At 37.6% G+C, this 18,552-nt stretch carries 23 protein-coding genes, 1 pseudogene and 1 riboswitch; of the genes and pseudogenes, 11 read left to right on the forward strand and 13 right to left on the reverse strand.

Annotation, left to right across the window (positions count from 1 at the left end):
- Positions 1–241: 241 nt before the first annotated feature.
- Positions 242–436, reverse strand: a complete 195-nt coding sequence (locus ACZ5B7_RS20350; RefSeq protein WP_213120614.1) for a hypothetical protein — start codon at positions 434–436, stop codon at positions 242–244.
- Between the two features lie 134 nt (positions 437–570).
- Positions 571–1,107, reverse strand: coding sequence for a helix-turn-helix domain-containing protein (locus ACZ5B7_RS20355; RefSeq protein ID WP_423798756.1), 537 nt, complete (start codon positions 1,105–1,107; stop codon positions 571–573).
- 171 nt (positions 1,108–1,278) lie between these two features.
- Here ACZ5B7_RS20355 and ACZ5B7_RS20360 point away from each other — a divergent pair, with 171 nt between their 5' ends.
- Entirely contained in the window at positions 1,279–2,160 is an 882-nt protein-coding gene (locus tag ACZ5B7_RS20360) for a VanW family protein (protein WP_464490796.1), read from the forward strand.
- Between the two features lie 39 nt (positions 2,161–2,199).
- Here ACZ5B7_RS20360 and ACZ5B7_RS20365 read toward each other — a convergent pair whose 3' ends face one another.
- Complete coding sequence (locus ACZ5B7_RS20365) at positions 2,200–2,559, reverse strand: hypothetical protein (RefSeq protein WP_464490797.1); 360 nt, start codon at positions 2,557–2,559, stop codon at positions 2,200–2,202.
- A 106-nt stretch (positions 2,560–2,665) separates the two neighbouring features.
- Positions 2,666–3,238, reverse strand: a complete 573-nt coding sequence (locus ACZ5B7_RS20370; protein ID WP_464490798.1) for a YkoP family protein — start codon at positions 3,236–3,238, stop codon at positions 2,666–2,668.
- A 118-nt stretch (positions 3,239–3,356) separates the two neighbouring features.
- Here ACZ5B7_RS20370 and ACZ5B7_RS20375 point away from each other — a divergent pair, with 118 nt between their 5' ends.
- The 4 genes and pseudogenes from ACZ5B7_RS20375 to ACZ5B7_RS20390 form a co-directional block, all read left to right on the forward strand.
- A complete protein-coding gene (locus ACZ5B7_RS20375; RefSeq protein WP_464490799.1) occupies positions 3,357–4,067 on the forward strand; it encodes a class I SAM-dependent methyltransferase in 711 nt (236 codons plus the stop codon).
- A 146-nt stretch (positions 4,068–4,213) separates the two neighbouring features.
- Positions 4,214–4,462, forward strand: coding sequence for a hypothetical protein (locus ACZ5B7_RS20380; protein ID WP_464490800.1), 249 nt, complete (start codon positions 4,214–4,216; stop codon positions 4,460–4,462).
- 123 nt (positions 4,463–4,585) lie between these two features.
- Complete coding sequence (locus ACZ5B7_RS20385; RefSeq protein ID WP_464490801.1) at positions 4,586–4,837, forward strand: sigma-G-dependent sporulation-specific acid-soluble spore protein CsgA; 252 nt, start codon at positions 4,586–4,588, stop codon at positions 4,835–4,837.
- A 419-nt stretch (positions 4,838–5,256) separates the two neighbouring features.
- Positions 5,257–5,438 (forward strand): annotated as a pseudogene (locus tag ACZ5B7_RS20390) (IS5/IS1182 family transposase); the annotation flags it as partial.
- Positions 5,439–5,800: 362 nt separating this feature from the next.
- Here the strand turns inward: ACZ5B7_RS20390 and ACZ5B7_RS20395 are convergent.
- The 3 genes from ACZ5B7_RS20395 to ACZ5B7_RS20405 form a co-directional block, all read right to left on the reverse strand.
- Positions 5,801–6,727 (reverse strand): YitT family protein, encoded by a 927-nt coding sequence (locus tag ACZ5B7_RS20395; protein WP_423798761.1) that lies wholly within the window; start codon positions 6,725–6,727, stop codon positions 5,801–5,803.
- Positions 6,728–7,287: 560 nt separating this feature from the next.
- Positions 7,288–7,890: a hypothetical protein gene (locus tag ACZ5B7_RS20400; RefSeq protein ID WP_464490802.1), complete on the reverse strand. Its 603-nt coding sequence runs from the start codon at positions 7,888–7,890 to the stop codon at positions 7,288–7,290.
- Between the two features lie 112 nt (positions 7,891–8,002).
- Complete coding sequence (locus ACZ5B7_RS20405) at positions 8,003–8,341, reverse strand: YmaF family protein (RefSeq protein WP_464490803.1); 339 nt, start codon at positions 8,339–8,341, stop codon at positions 8,003–8,005.
- Positions 8,342–8,511: 170 nt separating this feature from the next.
- Between ACZ5B7_RS20405 and ACZ5B7_RS20410 the strand changes: the two genes are divergently transcribed.
- Genes ACZ5B7_RS20410 through ACZ5B7_RS20420 form a run of 3 tightly spaced genes read left to right on the forward strand, consistent with a single transcriptional unit; the run spans position 8,512 to position 9,857 of the window.
- Positions 8,512–8,715, forward strand: a complete 204-nt coding sequence (locus tag ACZ5B7_RS20410; RefSeq protein ID WP_213145237.1) for a DUF1657 domain-containing protein — start codon at positions 8,512–8,514, stop codon at positions 8,713–8,715.
- 58 nt (positions 8,716–8,773) lie between these two features.
- Positions 8,774–8,980: a DUF1657 domain-containing protein gene (locus ACZ5B7_RS20415; protein ID WP_464490804.1), complete on the forward strand. Its 207-nt coding sequence runs from the start codon at positions 8,774–8,776 to the stop codon at positions 8,978–8,980.
- Between the two features lie 16 nt (positions 8,981–8,996).
- Positions 8,997–9,857, forward strand: a complete 861-nt coding sequence (locus ACZ5B7_RS20420) for a DUF421 domain-containing protein (RefSeq protein ID WP_464490805.1) — start codon at positions 8,997–8,999, stop codon at positions 9,855–9,857.
- A 34-nt stretch (positions 9,858–9,891) separates the two neighbouring features.
- Here the strand turns inward: ACZ5B7_RS20420 and ACZ5B7_RS20425 are convergent, their stop codons facing one another.
- Positions 9,892–10,860 (reverse strand): DMT family transporter, encoded by a 969-nt coding sequence (locus ACZ5B7_RS20425; protein WP_464490806.1) that lies wholly within the window; start codon positions 10,858–10,860, stop codon positions 9,892–9,894.
- A gap of 220 nt (positions 10,861–11,080) precedes the next feature.
- Here ACZ5B7_RS20425 and ACZ5B7_RS20430 point away from each other — a divergent pair, with 220 nt between their 5' ends.
- Positions 11,081–11,695 (forward strand): PH domain-containing protein, encoded by a 615-nt coding sequence (locus tag ACZ5B7_RS20430; protein ID WP_464490807.1) that lies wholly within the window; start codon positions 11,081–11,083, stop codon positions 11,693–11,695.
- 76 nt (positions 11,696–11,771) lie between these two features.
- Here ACZ5B7_RS20430 and ACZ5B7_RS20435 read toward each other — a convergent pair whose 3' ends face one another.
- On the reverse strand, positions 11,772–12,587 hold the full coding sequence (locus ACZ5B7_RS20435; protein WP_464490808.1) for a YitT family protein: 816 nt from the start codon (positions 12,585–12,587) through the stop codon (positions 11,772–11,774).
- A gap of 271 nt (positions 12,588–12,858) precedes the next feature.
- Positions 12,859–13,048, forward strand: a riboswitch (Lysine riboswitch).
- Between the two features lie 101 nt (positions 13,049–13,149).
- Here ACZ5B7_RS20435 and ACZ5B7_RS20440 point away from each other — a divergent pair.
- Positions 13,150–14,631, forward strand: coding sequence for an amino acid permease (locus ACZ5B7_RS20440; RefSeq protein ID WP_464490809.1), 1,482 nt, complete (start codon positions 13,150–13,152; stop codon positions 14,629–14,631).
- An 884-nt stretch (positions 14,632–15,515) separates the two neighbouring features.
- On the opposite strand, the gene ACZ5B7_RS20445 is transcribed toward ACZ5B7_RS20440, so the two are convergent.
- Genes ACZ5B7_RS20445 through ACZ5B7_RS20455 form a run of 3 tightly spaced genes read right to left on the reverse strand, consistent with a single transcriptional unit; the run spans position 15,516 to position 16,546 of the window.
- Positions 15,516–15,785, reverse strand: coding sequence for a hypothetical protein (locus ACZ5B7_RS20445; protein ID WP_464490810.1), 270 nt, complete (start codon positions 15,783–15,785; stop codon positions 15,516–15,518).
- Positions 15,786–15,787: 2 nt separating this feature from the next.
- A complete protein-coding gene (locus tag ACZ5B7_RS20450) occupies positions 15,788–16,174 on the reverse strand; it encodes an SHOCT-like domain-containing protein (protein WP_464490811.1) in 387 nt (128 codons plus the stop codon).
- Positions 16,175–16,546 (reverse strand): DUF2089 family protein, encoded by a 372-nt coding sequence (locus ACZ5B7_RS20455; RefSeq protein WP_464490812.1) that lies wholly within the window; start codon positions 16,544–16,546, stop codon positions 16,175–16,177. It lies immediately after the preceding gene.
- A gap of 221 nt (positions 16,547–16,767) precedes the next feature.
- Between ACZ5B7_RS20455 and ACZ5B7_RS20460 the strand changes: the two genes are divergently transcribed.
- Positions 16,768–16,941: a hypothetical protein gene (locus ACZ5B7_RS20460; protein WP_423798769.1), complete on the forward strand. Its 174-nt coding sequence runs from the start codon at positions 16,768–16,770 to the stop codon at positions 16,939–16,941.
- 58 nt (positions 16,942–16,999) lie between these two features.
- On the opposite strand, the gene asnS is transcribed toward ACZ5B7_RS20460, so the two are convergent.
- A complete protein-coding gene (gene asnS, locus ACZ5B7_RS20465) occupies positions 17,000–18,391 on the reverse strand; it encodes an asparagine--tRNA ligase (RefSeq protein ID WP_464490813.1) in 1,392 nt (463 codons plus the stop codon).
- Positions 18,392–18,552: the final 161 nt, after the last annotated feature.

The raw sequence follows: 18,552 nt of genomic DNA on the forward strand, positions 1-18,552 counted from the left end.
ACTATCAAACCTCACTTTTCTCAAATTTAGATTTAGTTAGTTTGAACACGCTTACATTATCATCTTAGATGCCCGCATAAAAATTGTTCGCGATTCTTATACTAACCGGTTGGTATGTAATAACTATAATTATACTATTCGCAAAGTAATAATTCAAATTCTTTTCTAAATATTCTAATAAATTTTTACAATTTTCGCATCGAAAAGGAAAGAGGCTGTCCCATTTGACAGCCCCTCCATATTAAAATCTTTTTTGCATTTTTTTCTGTTTGTTCATCACTTCATACGATTTTTCAATAATATCTGTCAGAACATCACCCTTATAGATTCTACCAAGCTTTAATCCTTGCTGGTAATACTCGACAATCTCATCAAGTTTCGCCGCGGTGTCCTTCGAAATTCTTACATTCAATTGAATTCTGTCATTTTGCTCCAAAACAGACACTCCCGTTTCTTATGTTAGCAGTTTGCTAGCATTCTCCTATTCTTTTGTTATCTAATGCTAATATAGCATATTTCTACAATTTTTTCATTTTTTCTATAAAAAAGAGACTAGTGACCTAGTCCCCATTACTCCATTTTCTCTCCAGGTATGAAAATATTCGCTATATTCCTACTTCTTCTTCCTTTCTCAGGCTTATTTTGTGATATGTTCGCATATACAGCTGTAAGTTGCTTGATAAATTCCCTAAATTCTTCATCATTTAAATAAAAAGTCCCCTGCCGAAAGCTTACTCCATCAGCAATTAAATCAATGTTTTCCTGGTTTAAATAGCGCTCATATTCCCCCATCAAATTAGCCAAAAATTTGATAAAGAAGCCCATATGTTCGTCCTTAGACATGTTATTCATTTCTTCTGGGCTAACCGCCATTCCTGTTTGATGAATGGAATAAACCTTCTCAACCGTCCCGCGGATCGGCACTTCTGCAACAACTTGAATCACTTCTGCATCCGCCAATTTTTTTATATTTCGATAAAGAGATGCTTGCGGAATGTCAGGAAGCAATTCTTTTAATTGCTGCGCCGTCAGCTCTTGGTTAATTAATTGTTGAATGATTCTCATTCTGACCGGGTGTAATATAACATCAACTTTGGAATCCTTCATAAATAATTACTCCTAAATCTTATTATCATTATCAATAATGATAATATTATATTTTATTAATTTTGTAAACCCTTATTCCCCATTTTTTTTTAAATGCCTGTAAAGAATTCCTTTTTTAGCTACATGAAAGATAAAATTTCAACTCATATTATAATGAGGAGGTTTTGTAATATGGGATTATCGTGGGTTCTTAGCTTTTGGCTGGCTGTTCAATCTGTCTCTCAGCTTGATTATTTGACAATTACAAAGGACGACAGCACCATAGCAAAGATTAGCCGGGTGGACTTTTTCTCCCCCTATACAGATTTACCAATCATTAATACTAAAAAATATGACCAATTTTTAGACCAACTGGATAAAAAGGTTTCCGATCAGCCTGAAAATGCAAGTCTTGACCATAATGGAAATATCATACCCGAAAAGGTAGGCTTTCAAATCCATCGCCAAGCCTTTACGGAGCGGTTTTATACTTATTTTTATAACAATACCCCGAACAGATTGGAAATTCCGATGGTCACCGTTTACCCAAAGGTAGACAGTGAACTTCTAAATGAGATCAGTACAGTAAGAATTGGCCGTTATGTAACTTCATTTAATTCGTCTAATAAAAACCGAACCACAAATATTAAATTAGCTGCCCAAGCTATTAATAATTATGTTGTCTTTCCAGGTGAGACCTTTTCATTTAACAAGGTGGTCGGAAAACGGACAAAAGCCAAGGGCTACTTAACAGCAAAGGTAATTGTCAGAGGAGAATATACAGAAGATATCGGAGGCGGAATTTGCCAGGTTTCTTCGACGCTTTTTAATGCTGTCGATAACGCTGGACTTGAAATTGTGGAGCGTTTTTCCCACAGCCGTAAAGTTCCATATATTCCACCCGGCAGAGATGCTACGGTTAGTTGGTATGGACCTGATTTTGTTTTTAAAAATAAATACAGCCAGCCTGTTTTAATTCGAGCAAGAACACTCGGTGGTTTGCTGATTATAAAGGTTTTCACTTCCGAAACAAGCAATTACATACCAAGAAAAATTCCAAATCCCCGCTATTAAAAAGAGGCTGACATTTAAGACAGCCTCTTCGTTTGTATATTAGTGACGATCATTATTTAAGGCACTCTTTAATAATTCTTCAGAGAACTCAGTTAAAGCTGCATTATCCATCCTATCGAGGTTCATATTTGGCGCCAAATTTTTCAAGGCATTATTCATACCTTCGAGGTTCATGTTTGGCGCCATGTTTTTTACTGCATTATTCATTCCTGCTAAATTCATATTGGGAGCCATGCTTTTAACAGCATCTTTAAGAGGAAGGCCGAAATCGTTTCGTTTTCCTCTCGTTATCCCATAAACGACTGCACCGATTCCTATAAGAGATGCCCACATGGCTCCATTATTCCTTCTTTTAGGCCTGAACATTCTTAAAAACGGCATTCTGCTTAGATTTTTCATGCTTTGCACCCCTTAACACTAAATGTGAAGAATGTCTTACACCCTTCCATTTGCTTAATTTGTACAGTTTTTAAAGGAGTATGAGAAGGAATCCATAGATAATTTGTTATTTCTCGGAAGAATCCTGCCCATATCTCGAATAAAGCGTTTCCTTGGACAAAAATAAATACGTTAGATGATACTTTTGAAAATTTCTTAAAGAGGAATTGGAGAGAAAATAAATGGGCAACTGTCCAAGCTTCTTAAAAAAGCGGTAAATACGGCTTTTCGGTCTAAAACATTCAAATCCTAGAGCTTTAACACCGCGGTTGAGAGATGTAATGCCAATTATTCCTATTATTTTTTTCTCATCGGGATGTTCCTTGAGATAACTTGCTAGTGCCGGCATGGAATGTAAAACGAGCCTATACGTAAGTTTTGCTCTTTTTAAATCGTTTTTAATCTTGCTTATTTCCGTAATTATACGGACATTATGTAAATGAATTTTTAACAGCAGATCATTTTTATCAATTTTTGTCCCGTCAGAGAGAATATATTTTTTTCCCTTATATTTAGTTAACCTAACCCTGAATACAGAAGGTTTATTATTCACATCCCCTATATAATGTAATCGGGAGAAAAGATAAAAAAGTGGGTCAAATAATTTCCAAATCCATAATAATGTGCTTCGTATCCCCATAGCCTTCACTCCATTCCTTACCCTGGCTCATGTTTATATTTTATAAATAACCTGTGAAAAGAGAACCTATTATAGCCCTTTTTCATAAGATGCAAAAAAGAAATAGGGTGGTGTGTCTATGGGAGGCCTGACGTACATTGATTTCCTTGCCAAGTTTGGCATTGGTGGTGCCCATCCCGGAGGATTTGGATTAACAAAAAATATGCTTTTGCAAGAAAAAATTACACAGAATTCTTATATATTAGATGCAGGATGCGGAACTGGACAGACATCTGCCTATTTGTATGAGCAATACAAGGCAAACGTGTTTGGATTGGAACTTAACCCTATTATGATTGAAAAAGCTCAGAACCGTTTCCAAAACAGACAGCTTCCCATTCAATTAGTTCAAGGTTCTATAGAACAAATTCCATTTAAAGATGAAACCTTTGATTTTGTCCTTTCAGAGTCTGTTTTAGCCTTTGTTAATAAACCAAAGGCCTTAAAGGAACTCTTTAGGGTATTAAAAAAAGGGGGCCGTTTTCTAGCTAATGAGATGACCATAAATAAAAAGCTTACTGCCCAGGAAGAAATAGAAATTAAAGAGTTTTACGCAGTCGATTCCCTGCTCCTAGAGGAGGATTGGAGAAAACTTTTAAAAGAAACCGGCTTTCATGATACGAAGCTAAGTGTGCATCCCCTTGATTTCGTTAATGGTAATACAGGACAGGAATTTAATTTCTCCACAAATTTTGAGCCCGAGCTTTTTGGTATTCTAAATCAACATGGAAACATTCTTGTTAAGTACCATGATATCTTGAGCCATCGAATTATTACTTGTACGAAATAATAAAGAAAACAGCCTGAAATTTAAAATTGAATGAAGGGCTGTTTTCTTTTTATTAAAAATGGGACGAGATTTGGTTGTTTGCCCTTACAGAAATAGGACTTCCCTCATATTTTATAGCAAGTACAGCTGATTGGAGGAATTATCGAGTGCAATTGAGTTATGAACAAGCGCGTCGGTTGGAAGGTCAGATGATTCGCTTTAAAAATCAAAAGGGCGAATGGTCAATTGGAAAAGTTAGCAAGGTAAGAAAAGATGGACTTGAGATTGAGGAATTATCTAACTCTTCAAGCTCAGGTGAAGGCTATGGCTTCCCTTTCTTTGGAGGTCCGTTTTTCAGACCGCCTATCTTCTTCCCATTTGTTGGGTTCGGCATCGGTTTTCCATTATTCTTTTAATGCAAGTACGACATGTACTTGCTTTTTTTCTTGATTTCACCAAAAATAATTTCCTGACCCCGTTCCAGTGAATATTATTAGCCTTTCGATGAAAAATAAGGACGTGAAAGGATGGGTGAAATCATGGATAAAACCTTGGGATATCTTCGCGAAATTTTATCTAATTATACTGATAACCATACAGATGGCAAACAAGTATATCAAAAACTCGTAAAAGGGCGTTATCATTCTGAAGGGGATTTTGTCCGGGATTTGAGCAGTAAAGAAATGGACTTTTTAAATAAAATCCTGCCTGATGAAATTAAATATGCCCGTGAGGAACAAGACGAGAAGAGAGCTTACCAACTGAATGAGGTTTATGAACTATTACTATAAGCAAGTAAGATGGCAGAGCTTTTTGCCATCCAGGCTGTCGAGAAACTATCGATAGCCATTTATTTTATTCACTTTCTTTGATGATTCAGAGTGTTAATTTTTTATAAAAATAATATAAATATAAGACTTTTCAACAAGTCTGTTGATTGGCGCTCCAGGCACTTCGCTTTCCGCGGGCGGTACGGGGAGCCTCCTCGGCGCTTAAGCGCCTGTGGGGTCTCCCCTGCCCCGTACTCCCGCAGGAGTCTTCGTGCCTTCCGCGCCAATCAACAGGTGTATTCACTAAAGTCCTTTAACTTCAATAAAATAAGTGGTGAGACTAATATTTAATCCAAAAGAGTATAGCCAAAGTAAATATGAATTTGTTTCTATTGATGAATTGGTTCCAGATGACCACCTTCTTCACTTGATTGACAAATCCACATCATTCTACGATTAGTTGGAATCGTCAACACCGCTTTAAAGGTACTAATATTTTTCAGGATGTTTTTGATTAAATTGTTCTCTTAGCAATGAATCACCAAATGGTTGGGGGACGTGTTTTACTTACAGATTCAACTATTAAAAGGCAAACACCAATATATATAAGTTTACAAAAGAAAATGAAAGCGAGTGCCCGGAGCGGAAATCAACAGGCCCTTTAGCAGGGATAATCAATAAAAATTTGTAATTTAGGTTTGATTAAAATTAAAAATTGCCGAGAATTTTTACCCCTTCTCGACAATCTGGATGGCAGGCTTTTCTGCCATCTTTTTTGGAAATACTGTTTTTTTTGCACTCTTTATTTCCTAGGTAAGCGCATAGTGCGACAAAACATGCAGTTACTTTAGATTCATTTTCATCATAAATCGACAATTAATTTTCGGAATTTACAATTTATTAACGTCGCTTTCTTGATATTAAGACCAGAAACGACAAATTACCTTTTTCGGCAATAAACTAGAATTTCCATCATTTTTCTTATTAATGGATATCTCTTTTTTTGAATCTTCCGCCCCTTACTTCGGCAATATCTGCAACAGCTAAAAAGGCATGATCATCATAATCGGTGACAATTTCCTTCAATTTCGCTTCCTCAAGACGATTGATGACGCAAAAAATCACTTTTTTGTCATCTCCGGAAAAAGCCCCTTCTCCATTTAGATATGTGACACCACGTCCAAGTCGATGCAGAATGGCATCGCCTATTTGTCTGGCATTGTCACTGATAATCCAAACTGACTTGGATTCATCAAGGCCGGTAATCGTAATATCAATCGTTTTGTAGGCAACAAAATAGGCTATTAAAGAATACATAGCGCGATCCCATGTAAAAACAAAGCCTGCACTTCCAAGAATAAAGAGGTTAAAGAACATAATAATCTCCCCGACCGAAAACGGGAGTTTATTATTAAAAAGAATGGCTAATATTTCTGTACCATCTAAAGATCCTCCATACCGAATAACTATACCAACCCCTATTCCGAGGACAACTCCCCCAAATATGGTCGCAAGGAGAATATCTTGTGTAAAGGCTGGAACTGGATGGAGTAATGTAGTAGCGATGGAAAGAATGATAATACCATATAGTGTAGAGAGAGCAAACGTTTTTCCGATTTGTTTATAGCCGATAAAGAAAAAAGGGATATTTAGAATAAAAAGGAATATTCCCAAATTCCATCCTGTTAGATATGACAGCATAATGGAAATTCCGGTAATTCCGCCATCAATAACATTATTGGGAACGAGAAAGATTTCTAATCCGACCCCCATTAGGGTGGCACCAAGGGTGATTAATAAAATGCGTTGGAGAATTTTCTTTTTTGTCAATTTTCGATGGTGGATTTTTTCTAGTTCTGCTGCAAGTGTTTCCTGCTGCTCCTTTAGGTTAAGATCTTGAATTCCTGTCATTATCCTGCCCCTTTCATTTTAATTCCTATAAATAGAATACCGAATAATGGCACCTATGTATAATACTTTGCATCTTTATTCACAAATAAAAAAAGAAACTGCTTTATTTTTAAAGCAGCTCCTTTTTATTAACAACTTAGGAGACCCAACCATGAAATCAGCCAATTACTTTTTCAATTTCATTTCCAATTAGCTTATGTAAATCTAATTGGAAACTATGAAAAATCAGCCGATTTTGTGTTTGTTCCGTTGAAGGAATTAATTCACATGTTAAATGGAATTCAAATTCCTTTTAAAACAAACATCATTTTCGGTATTGGACCGATGACTCTTTATTCCATTTTGCTGGAATAGTTTTACCTTACTACTTCGTTCACAAACGGAACGAACACGTATGGTTGAGCCTCCTAAGTTGTTAGGTTTGTGTATTTTCTTTACACTTTTATTATAGCACCCAAAAATGATCATAAACGCATTACTTGTGGCAGTTCTGTGAACATTTGGAAAAAATCATTAAAAAGGTCTGCCCCTAACGAGAGTGAGTCAGACCCTTAATTTTTCTAATCGACAATCGGATTCTTAAAATTATCCGTAACGAGGATGTGGTATTTATTAATTTTATCTTCTATTCTTCTTATGTTTTCCCTAAATTTAACATCATAAGGAATTGTAATCACGCTGCCATCTTTTTTTTCGAATTGATATTGGTAATATTGAGTCGTCCCTTGGTGGTTTCTATAGACAATCTTTACTTTTGCAATATCCTCCCACCTATACTCTTTTTCCGTTAAACTCGTTAAAGAATTATTATGGATCCCTTTTTCATCTATGTAGTAATAAGTAGTTAAACTTAAGATAAATGCAGGAATGGAAATTATAAGAAGGAAAACTGTCGTCCATTTAAATTTCGGTCCTTCCCACCGTTGTCTAAAAATGAGGTAAACGGTTAATACCAATGCTGCGTAAAGCATTCCTGCCATAAAGGTGATATAAGCAGAAAAAGGTGTTGCAAAAAGCCATTGGGAACGGGAATAATATACAAGGCTCTGATAGGACGCCACAACAACAAATGGTACAAACAAACTGCTTATGTATAAAATAATTGTATAAGCTGCTAATGTAACTGAGTTTTCATCTGTTGAACTATTTCTTTTCAATAACACATTTAATCCCCCTCTATTCAATTTTACCTTATATTTACAAAAATTAACAACTTTTGAATATTCAAAACCCCAAAAAAGAGCCGCCCTTTTATAAGGACAGGCCCTTTTAGATTTATTTTGTTCCCGGTGCTGGGTGGTCGACACCTTTGACATGATGTGTATGACCATTATCTTCACTCGTATGGAAATCGTAATAATGAACATGCATTCCGTTTCCAAACGGTATCGCTGGACCGGAGTAGGCACGGTAATGATGGGTATGCCCATCTTCAAATAACACATATCCCTCCGTATAATGAATATGCCCTCCGTCCTGAGTTGGAATCGGCGGTGAGGTTACATCCAGGCACTGGTGTACATGCCCGACACTCATCCCGGTATAGTCAACAGACCCGTGGTTATGATGCGGGACAAACCCTGCTGCAAAATCATCCTTTCCTATTTTCGACAATCCCTCCACCCCCAAAAATAGTCCTTTTTTCAATCCATCTATATGCACCAAAATTTAAATTTATAAATGACCATTCCCAGATTTTCAACATATTGGCTATACATAAGTAAAATTATCATACGCAAACTATCAGAGTAAGAATTATTTCTTCAAGAAAGAAGGGAAATGGAATGACTGTAGGTACACAAGTAAAGCAGACTTTGGCAGGTTTAAAGTCAGCTCAGGCTAGTTTTGAAACCTTTGCTTTGCAGACTCAAAACCAAAGTGCTAAGCAAATTTATCAGCAGGCAGCCCAGCAAACGCAGACCATTATTGACAGTGTAGAACCGCGCCTTCAGGAAATTGTGACCGAAGAACCGCAATACAATCAGTAAAAGAGCGGTTGGCGATTTCGCCAACCCCATTTTGTGTTTTAACTAGGAGGAGCGTTTTATGACAGTTGCATCAAATGTTAAACAATGTCTTGCCTCTCTAAAAGGGATTGAATCGCAGCTATCATCCTTGGCTTTAAATTCTTTGGATGAGACAGCGAAAAGAGAATTCCACGAATCAATGTTAACGATAGGAAATATAAAAAAAGATCTACAATACCGTGTTTTAGAGCTCGAAAGACAAGAACCACAATATATGGGCTCATGATTTGGGGTGAATCAAAGTGAATGGTTATGTAGAAATCATCCTCCGCTCGTTTCTTTTTATTGGTGTATTATTTATCACGACAAAATTAGTGGGTAAGAAGCAAATATCCCAACTAACCTTTTTTGAATATGTTTCCGGAATTACAATCGGGAGCATTGCCGGGGAAGCCATTACAGGATTGGAGCAGAATTATCTTCATGGCGCCGTGGCCATTTTATTATTTGGGATTGTGGCAATTTTAGTTGACTATTTGTCCTTAAAAAGTAAATATTTCCGCGATTTCGCCGAGGGTAAGGGTACCGTGATTATTAAAGACGGAAAAATACTTGAAGAGAATTTAAAAAAGGAACGATTCACCGTTGATGAAATATCTGCTCTGCTGCGCGATAAAAATATTTTTAAGGCAGCCGACGTGGAATTTGCCATTTTAGAACCACGCGGAAGATTAACTACATTATTAAAAAAAGAGAATCGGCCATTAACTCCTAAGGATTTGCAAATGAAGATGGCATCTGAAAAGGAACCAAATACGATCATTATGGATGGAAAGATCATCGAAGAAGGTTTACGGGCAGCAGGAAAAGGCAGAGGATGGCTGTACACAGAATTAGAAAAGCTAGGGGTCACCCTTGATAATGTTTTTCTTGGCCAAGTTGATTCATTTGGAGAGATAACTGTTGACCTTTATGATGATAAAATCCAAGTGCCTTCCCCAACCCAGCGGCCTCTGTTAATGGCCAGCCTAAAAAAGGCCCAAGCTGACTTAGAAATTTTTTCATTATCAACAGATTGCCAAAAATCTAAGGAAATGTATAAGAAAAATTCAGCTTTAATGCAGGAAGTAATAGACAAACTCGAGCCATATCTTAATGGATAAAAAAAGAGGCTGTCTTAAAGCCTCTTTTTGAATGCTAAGCACTTTCCTTGCTTGAACGGAGAGATGCCTTTTTATGTGTAACATAGCTATGAAGGACCATACCGCCCATTACCAAGAGTATTCCCAGCCATGAAACAGCATTTGGCAAATCAGTATTCAGAAGCCAAACTTCTCCAATAAGGGCAAACAAAACTTCCACTGCCTGTGTTGCTTCTACAGCGGCTAGCTTTTGCATATTTCCTCTTACCAAATCAGTCGCCTGAAAAAACAGAATGGTGGCTATTACCCCGGAGGAAATAGCCACTAACCCGGATTGAAATGTTTGCTCTATACTTGGTGGTCCCACAGTAACTAGGCCATATATGGACAAAATCAGCCAAAAAGGCATGCTTGCCAAAGTCATTCCAAGAACACGCTGGAAAACATCAAGTCTTCCACCGCAAATATCCATCATTTTACGATTTCCAAGCGGGTAAGCAAACGAAGCAATTACAACAGGCATTACTCCTAATACGATTGCCGTCACTGAAAGGGTATCGGCCTGCTCAAGCTGCATTAAAACGATTCCCAGCAGAATGATTAATGACATTGCCAGCCCTTTAAAGGGAATTTTCCCTCTCACTATAATAGGGCCGTCAATGGTCATAACCTTTTCATAAAAAAGAGGAGCTAAAAGAGAACCTGAAATAATGGTTATTTGCCAGGTTGCAGCAATTAGCCAACCGGGGGCATAGGAAGCAGAAAAACAAATCGGTGCATAAAACAAACCGAAACCAATACTACTCCACAAAATCCATTTTGCTGGTGCCGTTTTCAGCTCTTTCAAGAGCGGATTAAAATTTTTCCTACCCATTACAATAAGCAATAGAAATGGAATCATAAAGAAATATCTTAGTGATGCACTCCAAACCCAGCTTCCACCAGCAAGGTCCATTGCCCTGTTTAAAATAAATGTAAATGCAAAAAAGAAAGCGGCAAAGATGCCTAAAATGATAGGACGCATGGTTTTCCCCTTTAACTCTTGTCAGCTTTGAATAGTTCAATACTTTAAAGTATAACAGATGTCTGAATAATTTGTTAATACTGAAATTCCCTTAAAATAAAATACATATTCTAAAAATGTTGGAAATAAATTTAAAATTGTCATTCAAATAACGAAACCTCTGTTCCTCAAATTCGTACATAAGAATGGCAAATATTATAAGTAGAAAGAGGTTGACACTATGTTTGGAAAAGTGGCTGCAGATTTGTTGGGATTAAGTGATGTAGGGTCGGTGATTAAGCCTTCCGATTATGATAAAGTGGATGCCGATGATTACGTGATGCATGAGGATAATGAAAAGATTTATTTCTTAATTAAATCAAAATCTGATGAGTATTGCTTTACAAACAATGCTCTCATCCATCTTGATGGTACTAGTGCTACAAGCAAAAAGCGGATGCTTCATCGGTACAGCTATGCCACAAGTAAAATATCAGATGTTATGTTGGAAACGGCTGGTACAGTCGACCTAGACGTGGAAATCAAATTCAAAATCGGCTCTCAGCCTTTCTCCGTTGACATTCATAAAAAGTATATCGAAGAAGTCAAAGATTTATACAAGGCACTTATAAAAATTTCCGAGATTACTCATGAAAATGATATTTCCCTTCAGTTTGCCAAGCAAAGTCTCGATGTCGCTTCCACAACATTAGGGCGCGTCTCCACTTCTGACAACAATTTGGTTGTTCAATTTAAAATGTTGAATCAGGCTGCATTCCAGTGGCTCGAGGAAAGTAAAAAACAATATTGTGTCAAAGATTTTGGCTTTGTTTTTGAAAAATATATAAACAATTAAAAATACAAAGTAGTGGCCGTCACCTAAAGGGAACTAAACTCCCATGGTATTGAGACGGCCTATTTTTTTAAAAACATTAATGCGGGCTAGGCCGATGGAACAACCCCATTACTTCTATCGTTTCTGTAATATTCACAAAAGCTGTCGGATCGACTTCAGAAATAAGAGATTTTACCTCGTTTAACTCATATCTTGAAATGACCGAGATTAAAATCTTTCGGCTGCCATTTGTATATCCTCCAACCCCATCCATAATGGTGAGTCCACGGTATAAGTTGGCCACCAAATGATTTCTCATTTCTTCTCCCTTTTCTGTTATTATCATTAAAGTTAATTTGACATGGTCCGTATAAATAGCGTCAACCACTTTTCCTGTAACAAAAATCGAAACCAACGTATTGAGGGCCGCATCCCAATTGAATAAAAATCCGCTAATTACAATGACAACCGCGTTCATTCCGGAGAGTAGCACCCCGATTGGGAAGTCTTTCTTCCGGGAAACAATCATTCCGATGATATCAAATCCACCCGTTGAACCCGAGCTTCGAAATACGATTCCAACCCCTAGACCGGTCAAAGCTCCGCCAAATATTGATGAGAGGATGGTATCTTTCGCGACTGGAAATACTGGTACTAAATAAAGGCCTAAAGAAATAACGAACACTGAAAAGATTGAATTAAAGATAAATCTTTTTCCCAGCATTTTATAGCCAATGATTAAAAGGGGAAGGTTCAACAAAAGATTAGCCACTCCTGTGTTTATGGGGGTAATCATTCCTATTATCATCGAAATTCCGCTCATCCCGCTACTTAAAACCTCGTGAGGGATGAGGAAAAGATTGAATGCAGCTACAATTACAAAAGAGCCGATCATAATTCCAACCATCTGCATGAATATTTCTCCTGTCTTTCCACTATTTATTTTAAAAAAATGATAACGATTCATAGCTAGGATGTAAACTAATTAATATATTTAAAAAACAATTAATTATCTGGAAATAGCACCCAAAGAATAAGTTGAATAATTATAAAGGCATATTACATTAATATTCACCTTACAAAAAGCCCTAATCCCTCGTTTCCAATATATAATATTGACAAATTTATTAAAACGTATATACTCTAGTAATATATCATTTTTAATATTAAATCCTCATCAAAACCGATGAGGTAGAGGTCGCGGTTTTTATCAGTAAAATGGACGAGACGCAGAGATGTTTTTGACTCCGTTTGAAAGGAAAAGCTGCCGAAGTGTGTTTTTCTCTCTGGAGAAACATGCTGGGGCTGTCTCCGAACAGGAACAGAACTGTCACGTTTAGCCTTACCAGCTTTACGTGTTGAGCTATCTTTCGGAAGGTATGATGCGGGGTATATACAAATGCCGTCGAATCTGCTTCGAGGGTATTTTTTATTCCAAACTCCTTCCAATAAAAAAATTTAAAGGAGTCATAAACATGCAAACAGCGCAGGTAAGAAAAGACGAAATATACACTAGGCCCACGGGTCCAAAAAATGATAAAAATGAATTAAGACGGAGCTTAAAGTCCCGCCATCTTACGATGATTTCTCTTGGTGGAACCATCGGGACCGGATTATTTCTTGCCAGCGGCGGAGCTATCCATAGTGCGGGACCTGGCGGAGCGATTCTTTCATATCTTGTTATCGGCATTATGGTTTATTTCTTAATGCAAAGTTTAGCTGAAATGGGTGCCTACATGCCGGTTGCAGGAAGCTTTAGTACCTATGCTACGAAATTCGTGGATCCATCCCTTGGTTTTGCCCTAGGCTGGAACTATTGGTACAACTGGGCCATTACGATTGCAGCAGAACTTTCTGCTGTAACAATGATTATGAAATTTTGGTTTCCAGATTCTCCTTCACTATTGTGGAGCAGCCTCTTTTTAGTTATCATGTTCTTGTTAAATTATCTTTCTGTTAAGGGATTTGGCGAGGCGGAGTATTGGTTCTCATTAATTAAAGTTATAACTGTTGTGATCTTTATCATTGCTGGTACATTAATGATTTTTGGAATTATGGGAAATGAAGCAATCGGCTTTAAAAACTTTACAGTTGGAGATGCACCATTCCATGGCGGCTTCATGGCCATGCTTGGAATCTTTATGGCAGCTGGATTTTCCTTCCAAGGAACTGAACTTTTAGGTGTTGCAGCGGGTGAAACAGATAACCCAGAAAAATCAATCCCACGTGCAGTAAAGCAAGTTTTTTGGCGAATTCTTTTATTCTATGTGTTAGCTATTCTTGTTATCGGTCTTATTATTCCTTATACAAATGAAAACCTTGCTAATGGAGATGTTGCTGTAAGTCCATTTACGCTTGTTTTCCAAAAAGCCGGAATCGCATTTGCTGCTTCTGTCATGAATGCAGTCATTTTAACAGCTGTTTTATCAGCAGGTAATTCAGGAATGTATGCATCGACTCGGATGCTTTGGGATTTGGCACGTCAAGGAAAAGCACCGAAATTCCTTGGTAAATTGAACAAAAATGGTGTGCCAGTTAATGCTTTAATTGTAACAGCATTAGTCGGAACACTTGCTTTTCTGGCATCCCTTTTTGGCGATGGTACAGTTTATGTATGGCTTTTAAATGCTTCAGGTATGTCCGGCTTTATCGCGTGGTTAGGAATTGCGATTTGTCATTATCGCTTCCGCAGAGCTTATGTGGCACAAGGCAAAGATCTAAACTTATTGCCATATAAATCAAAGTTGTTCCCATTTGGCCCAATCTTTGCTTTTGTTGTTTGCGCCATTGTCGTAATTGGGCAAAACTATTCAGCATTTATGGGCGACCATATTGATTGGAACGGTGTATTAGTATCCTATATCGGTCTGCCATTATTCCTTATCCTTTGGTTAGGCTATAAATTCACAAAGAAAACAAAGGTAATTCCTTTGAAGAAGTGTGATTTAAATAATTAAAATAAAAGAGGCTGTCCCAAAAGTGTAACTTTTAGGGGGCAGCTCTTTTTTTATGTAAGGCTCTTTTAAATATGTCTGTTGATTTCCGCTCCAGGCGCTTCGCTTTCCGCGGGCTTGTCGGGAAGCCTCCTCGTCGCTAAAGCTCCTGCGGGGTCTCCCCTGCCCCGTACTCCCGCAGGAGTCTTCGCGCCTTCCGCTCCAATCAACAGGTTCTTCAATATGGAGCATTAACTCACAATAAATAATAAAATTAGTGGATTTCAAGGTTTAATTTATCCTTTTTATAGTAAGAAAAATGGACGCACAACTAATCCTCTTATTTTTTTAAGTCCCTCGTAAATCCATGAGGGACAAAATCAAAGGAATCTTAGAAAGAATGTTCTTCATAAGGCAAATGAAGGACTTTATCGAAGGAGTCCAATATGAAAATGTCCCTCATAGAACTGATGAAGGACAAAGTCGAAGGAATCCAAAATAGAAATGTCCTCATTAAGCTAATTAAGAACAATGATGCGGATTGAATTGAATAGACTATCCATACTGCAGCATGCCAAAAATATAAAAAGGATTGCAACACACTTTGCAAGGTTGGAAAAAGTGTTTGCAATTCTTTAGTGTGATTTGCCTCCCTGTTGATTGGAGCGGAGGGCACTCGACTCCTGCGGGAAATAGAGGTCACTGGAGACCCCGCAGGCGCAAATGCGCCGAGGAGGTTCCAGGACCTCCCCGCGGAAAGCGAGTGCCCGGAGTGGAAATCAACAGGCCTTTTAGCAGGGACAATAAATCAATAAAAATTCGAAGGTTTAGATTTTAGACAAAATAAAAAATTGCCGAGAAACATACCCTTTCTCGACAATCTAAATGGCTCCCTGGGAGCCATTTTTTTATAATATAATGGTAACTTCTGTCCCATCTTTTAATTTCGTTTCCACTAACAACAGGCCTTTATACTTGGTTAGACCATCTAATAAAGGCTTTAAATCGCTTTTTTCTATTTGTGGAAGGACGAACTTTTCCCCGCCTTTTTCAATTGATTTATTGATAAAGCCAATAAATCGTCTTGACGTGATTACCGAACTTAGAAGATTTAAGACAACATAAGGAACGGGTACATTGAAGTTTCTTTCTTTTATCTTTAAGCCCACTTTTAACATGCTTATTCAATCACCACAAACACTTTATCGCCATTTGCGGAAGTAACATCCACAATTTGGCCGTCTAGTTCGTTTTCAATCGCTTCTATTAACAAATCTACATTGATATCTTTCACATACTTTTCCGCTTGCGGAATTCTTTCGGCAATGCTGGTGCCCACCTTCAACACTGCTTTCACAAGATTAATGGGAAGATTGACATTAACATTATCACCTTCATAGGAATTAACACGGATTCTTAGCATTTTGCTGCCATATGATGAGGCTTCTTTCTTTAATTCAACAGTTGGTTCCTTCCCTTGAAGGACGTTAATTAGTTCAGTCGCTTTTTCTTTATCAAGCTTGCCTTCCTCAACCAACGTTAACACTCTAGAGATTTCATCTTTCATTTACATATCCCCCTCTTTTAATAAGGCAATAGCCTCTTCGGCAGTGATTTCCCCTTTTTCCAGCATGGATACGACCTTCTTCTTATCAACCTCCGCCTTTCGGTTTGCTGAGTAGCCCATGGCCGAAATGATGTCGTCTAATTTTCCTCTTACTGTTGGATAAGAAATCCCAAGTTCTTTTTCGACTTCTTTAATACTTCCGCGGCACTTCAGGAAAATTTCAATAAAATGAAGCTGTTCCTGTCCAAGTGAGGCAAGCTTTGATAATTCGAATTCATTTTCCACGGTCGTGTGGCAATGTTTACACCGTAGTTTGGTAATGTTTAATTGTTTGCTGCAAACAGGACAATTGGTAATTAACGGGTAAGCCATTTTATTCCCCTTTCCTTTATTACCCATATCATACATTACTTTCATAAAAATTTAAAGTATAAATTAATATTTTTAATTTAATTTATTTAAAAAATTAAATTTGTTAAAACTAATATTAAAAAATAAGTTAGATTCAAAGCAACAAAAAACATCTCCTGAACAACCAAACAGTTTTGTTAATATGTGGTATACTCAATTAGATAACAGAAGGAGTGTTTAATTTGAAAAACACCAATAATCGATACCAAAATGGACAAATGGTGAGCATTAAAACAACCGGAGAGACAGTTACGATTTTAAAGTGGCAATATATAAAAAATATGAAGCGATATTCCTATATCGTCAAAGAACAGCCGAGTTTATTTTATTTCGAGGAAGAATTAGAAGAACTTTAGATTCAGACAAAATGAGAAGACCAACCACTCGGTTGGTCTTCTCATTTTGTTAATTAGTTTAAAAATCTGCATTTCCTGGTGTTCTTGGGAATGGAATCACGTCTCTGATATTGGTCATTCCGGTTAGATACATGATCAGTCGTTCGAAACCAAGGCCATAGCCGGAATGCTTGGTGCCGCCGTATTTTCTTAATTCTAAGTACCACCAATAGTCTTCTTCGTTCATGCCAAGTTCTTTGATTTTCGCAGCAAGAACCTCATCACGTTCTTCACGCTGGCTGCCGCCAATCAATTCCCCGATTCCCGGTACAAGAAGGTCAGTCGCTGCCACCGTTTTGTCGTCTTCATTTAAGCGCATATAAAAGGCTTTGATTTCTTTTGGATAGTCTGTGACAAACACCGGCTTTTGGTAGACCTTTTCGCATAAATAGCGCTCATGCTCAGTTTGCAGATCAAGGCCCCATTCAACTGGATAAGCAAAATTCTCGCCTGATTTTTCCAAAAGTTCAATAGCCTCTGTGTAAGTGACTCGGCCAAAGTCGGCTGTATATGCATTGTTTAAGCGATCCAATAATCCCTTCTCCACAAAACTGTTAAAGAAGGCCATTTCCTCCGGAGCTTGTTCTAACACATATCCGATTACATATTTCACCATTTCTTCAGCTAGGTCCATAATATCAGGAAGCTCCGCAAAAGCCACTTCAGGTTCAATCATCCAGAATTCAGCCGCATGTCTTGCCGTGTTGGAATTTTCCGCTCTAAATGTTGGACCAAATGTATAGACATTGCGGAATGCAAGAGCAAAGGACTCGGCAGAAAGCTGGCCGCTTACTGTTAAATTAGTTTCTTTTCCAAAGAAATCCTTTGTATCGTCTGTTTTGCCCTCTTCATTTTTCGGCAGGTTATTTAAATCCAGCGAGGTTACTCTAAACATTTCACCCGCGCCTTCAGTATCACTCCCTGTTATAATCGGCGAGTGAACATAAACGAAGCCTTTTTCGTTAAAAAATTTATGCATGGCATATGCAGCAATTGATCTCACACGAAAAACAGCAGAGAAAGTATTGGTTCTTGGTCTTAAATGAGCAATCGTTCTTAAATATTCAAATGTGTGTCTTTTCTTCTGCAGCGGATAATCTACGTTTGAAGTCCCTTCAATCGCAATAACTGTTGCTTTGATTTCAAACGGCTGCTTCGCCTGAGGGGTATGGATAAAGTCTCCCTCTACTTTAATAGATGAACTAATTGGCAGCTTAGCAATATCCTTATAGTTCTCTAGCTTGTCATCGAAAACAATCTGAACACTCTTAAAAAAGCTTCCATCATTTAATTCAATAAATCCAAAGGTTTTAGAATCGCGAATCGTCCGGATCCAGCCAGATAATTCAACTTTTTTGTCAATGAAGCTTTCAGTATTTCTGTACAAATCTTTAATTAAGACCTGTTTCACTTGAATTTCCTCCTAATTTATATGTATAAGTTATTGAACAACCAGAGGCAGGAGTGACCATTTAAATAAAAAACCTCCCATCCCAAGTTGGGACGAAAGGTAATTTCCCCTGTTGTTACCGTTAGTGTTTATCCCTTCCATATTATATTAAAAACCTCACA

This window comes from Neobacillus sp. S1115 (assembly GCF_055385565.1).

Coding starts and splice junctions, on each gene's coding strand:
- ACZ5B7_RS20355 (WP_423798756.1), bottom strand. CDS start 1,107: ATGAAGGATTCCAAAGTTGATGTTATATTACACCCGGTCAGAATGAGA.
- ACZ5B7_RS20360 (WP_464490796.1), top strand. CDS start 1,279: ATGGGATTATCGTGGGTTCTTAGCTTTTGGCTGGCTGTTCAATCTGTC.
- ACZ5B7_RS20365 (WP_464490797.1), bottom strand. CDS start 2,559: ATGAAAAATCTAAGCAGAATGCCGTTTTTAAGAATGTTCAGGCCTAAA.
- ACZ5B7_RS20370 (WP_464490798.1), bottom strand. CDS start 3,238: ATGGGGATACGAAGCACATTATTATGGATTTGGAAATTATTTGACCCA.
- ACZ5B7_RS20375 (WP_464490799.1), top strand. CDS start 3,357: ATGGGAGGCCTGACGTACATTGATTTCCTTGCCAAGTTTGGCATTGGT.
- ACZ5B7_RS20385 (WP_464490801.1), top strand. CDS start 4,586: ATGGATAAAACCTTGGGATATCTTCGCGAAATTTTATCTAATTATACT.
- ACZ5B7_RS20395 (WP_423798761.1), bottom strand. CDS start 6,727: ATGACAGGAATTCAAGATCTTAACCTAAAGGAGCAGCAGGAAACACTT.
- ACZ5B7_RS20410 (WP_213145237.1), top strand. CDS start 8,512: ATGACTGTAGGTACACAAGTAAAGCAGACTTTGGCAGGTTTAAAGTCA.
- ACZ5B7_RS20415 (WP_464490804.1), top strand. CDS start 8,774: ATGACAGTTGCATCAAATGTTAAACAATGTCTTGCCTCTCTAAAAGGG.
- ACZ5B7_RS20425 (WP_464490806.1), bottom strand. CDS start 10,860: ATGCGTCCTATCATTTTAGGCATCTTTGCCGCTTTCTTTTTTGCATTT.
- ACZ5B7_RS20430 (WP_464490807.1), top strand. CDS start 11,081: ATGTTTGGAAAAGTGGCTGCAGATTTGTTGGGATTAAGTGATGTAGGG.
- ACZ5B7_RS20435 (WP_464490808.1), bottom strand. CDS start 12,587: ATGCAGATGGTTGGAATTATGATCGGCTCTTTTGTAATTGTAGCTGCA.
- ACZ5B7_RS20440 (WP_464490809.1), top strand. CDS start 13,150: ATGCAAACAGCGCAGGTAAGAAAAGACGAAATATACACTAGGCCCACG.
- ACZ5B7_RS20445 (WP_464490810.1), bottom strand. CDS start 15,785: ATGTTAAAAGTGGGCTTAAAGATAAAAGAAAGAAACTTCAATGTACCC.
- ACZ5B7_RS20450 (WP_464490811.1), bottom strand. CDS start 16,174: ATGAAAGATGAAATCTCTAGAGTGTTAACGTTGGTTGAGGAAGGCAAG.
- ACZ5B7_RS20455 (WP_464490812.1), bottom strand. CDS start 16,546: ATGGCTTACCCGTTAATTACCAATTGTCCTGTTTGCAGCAAACAATTA.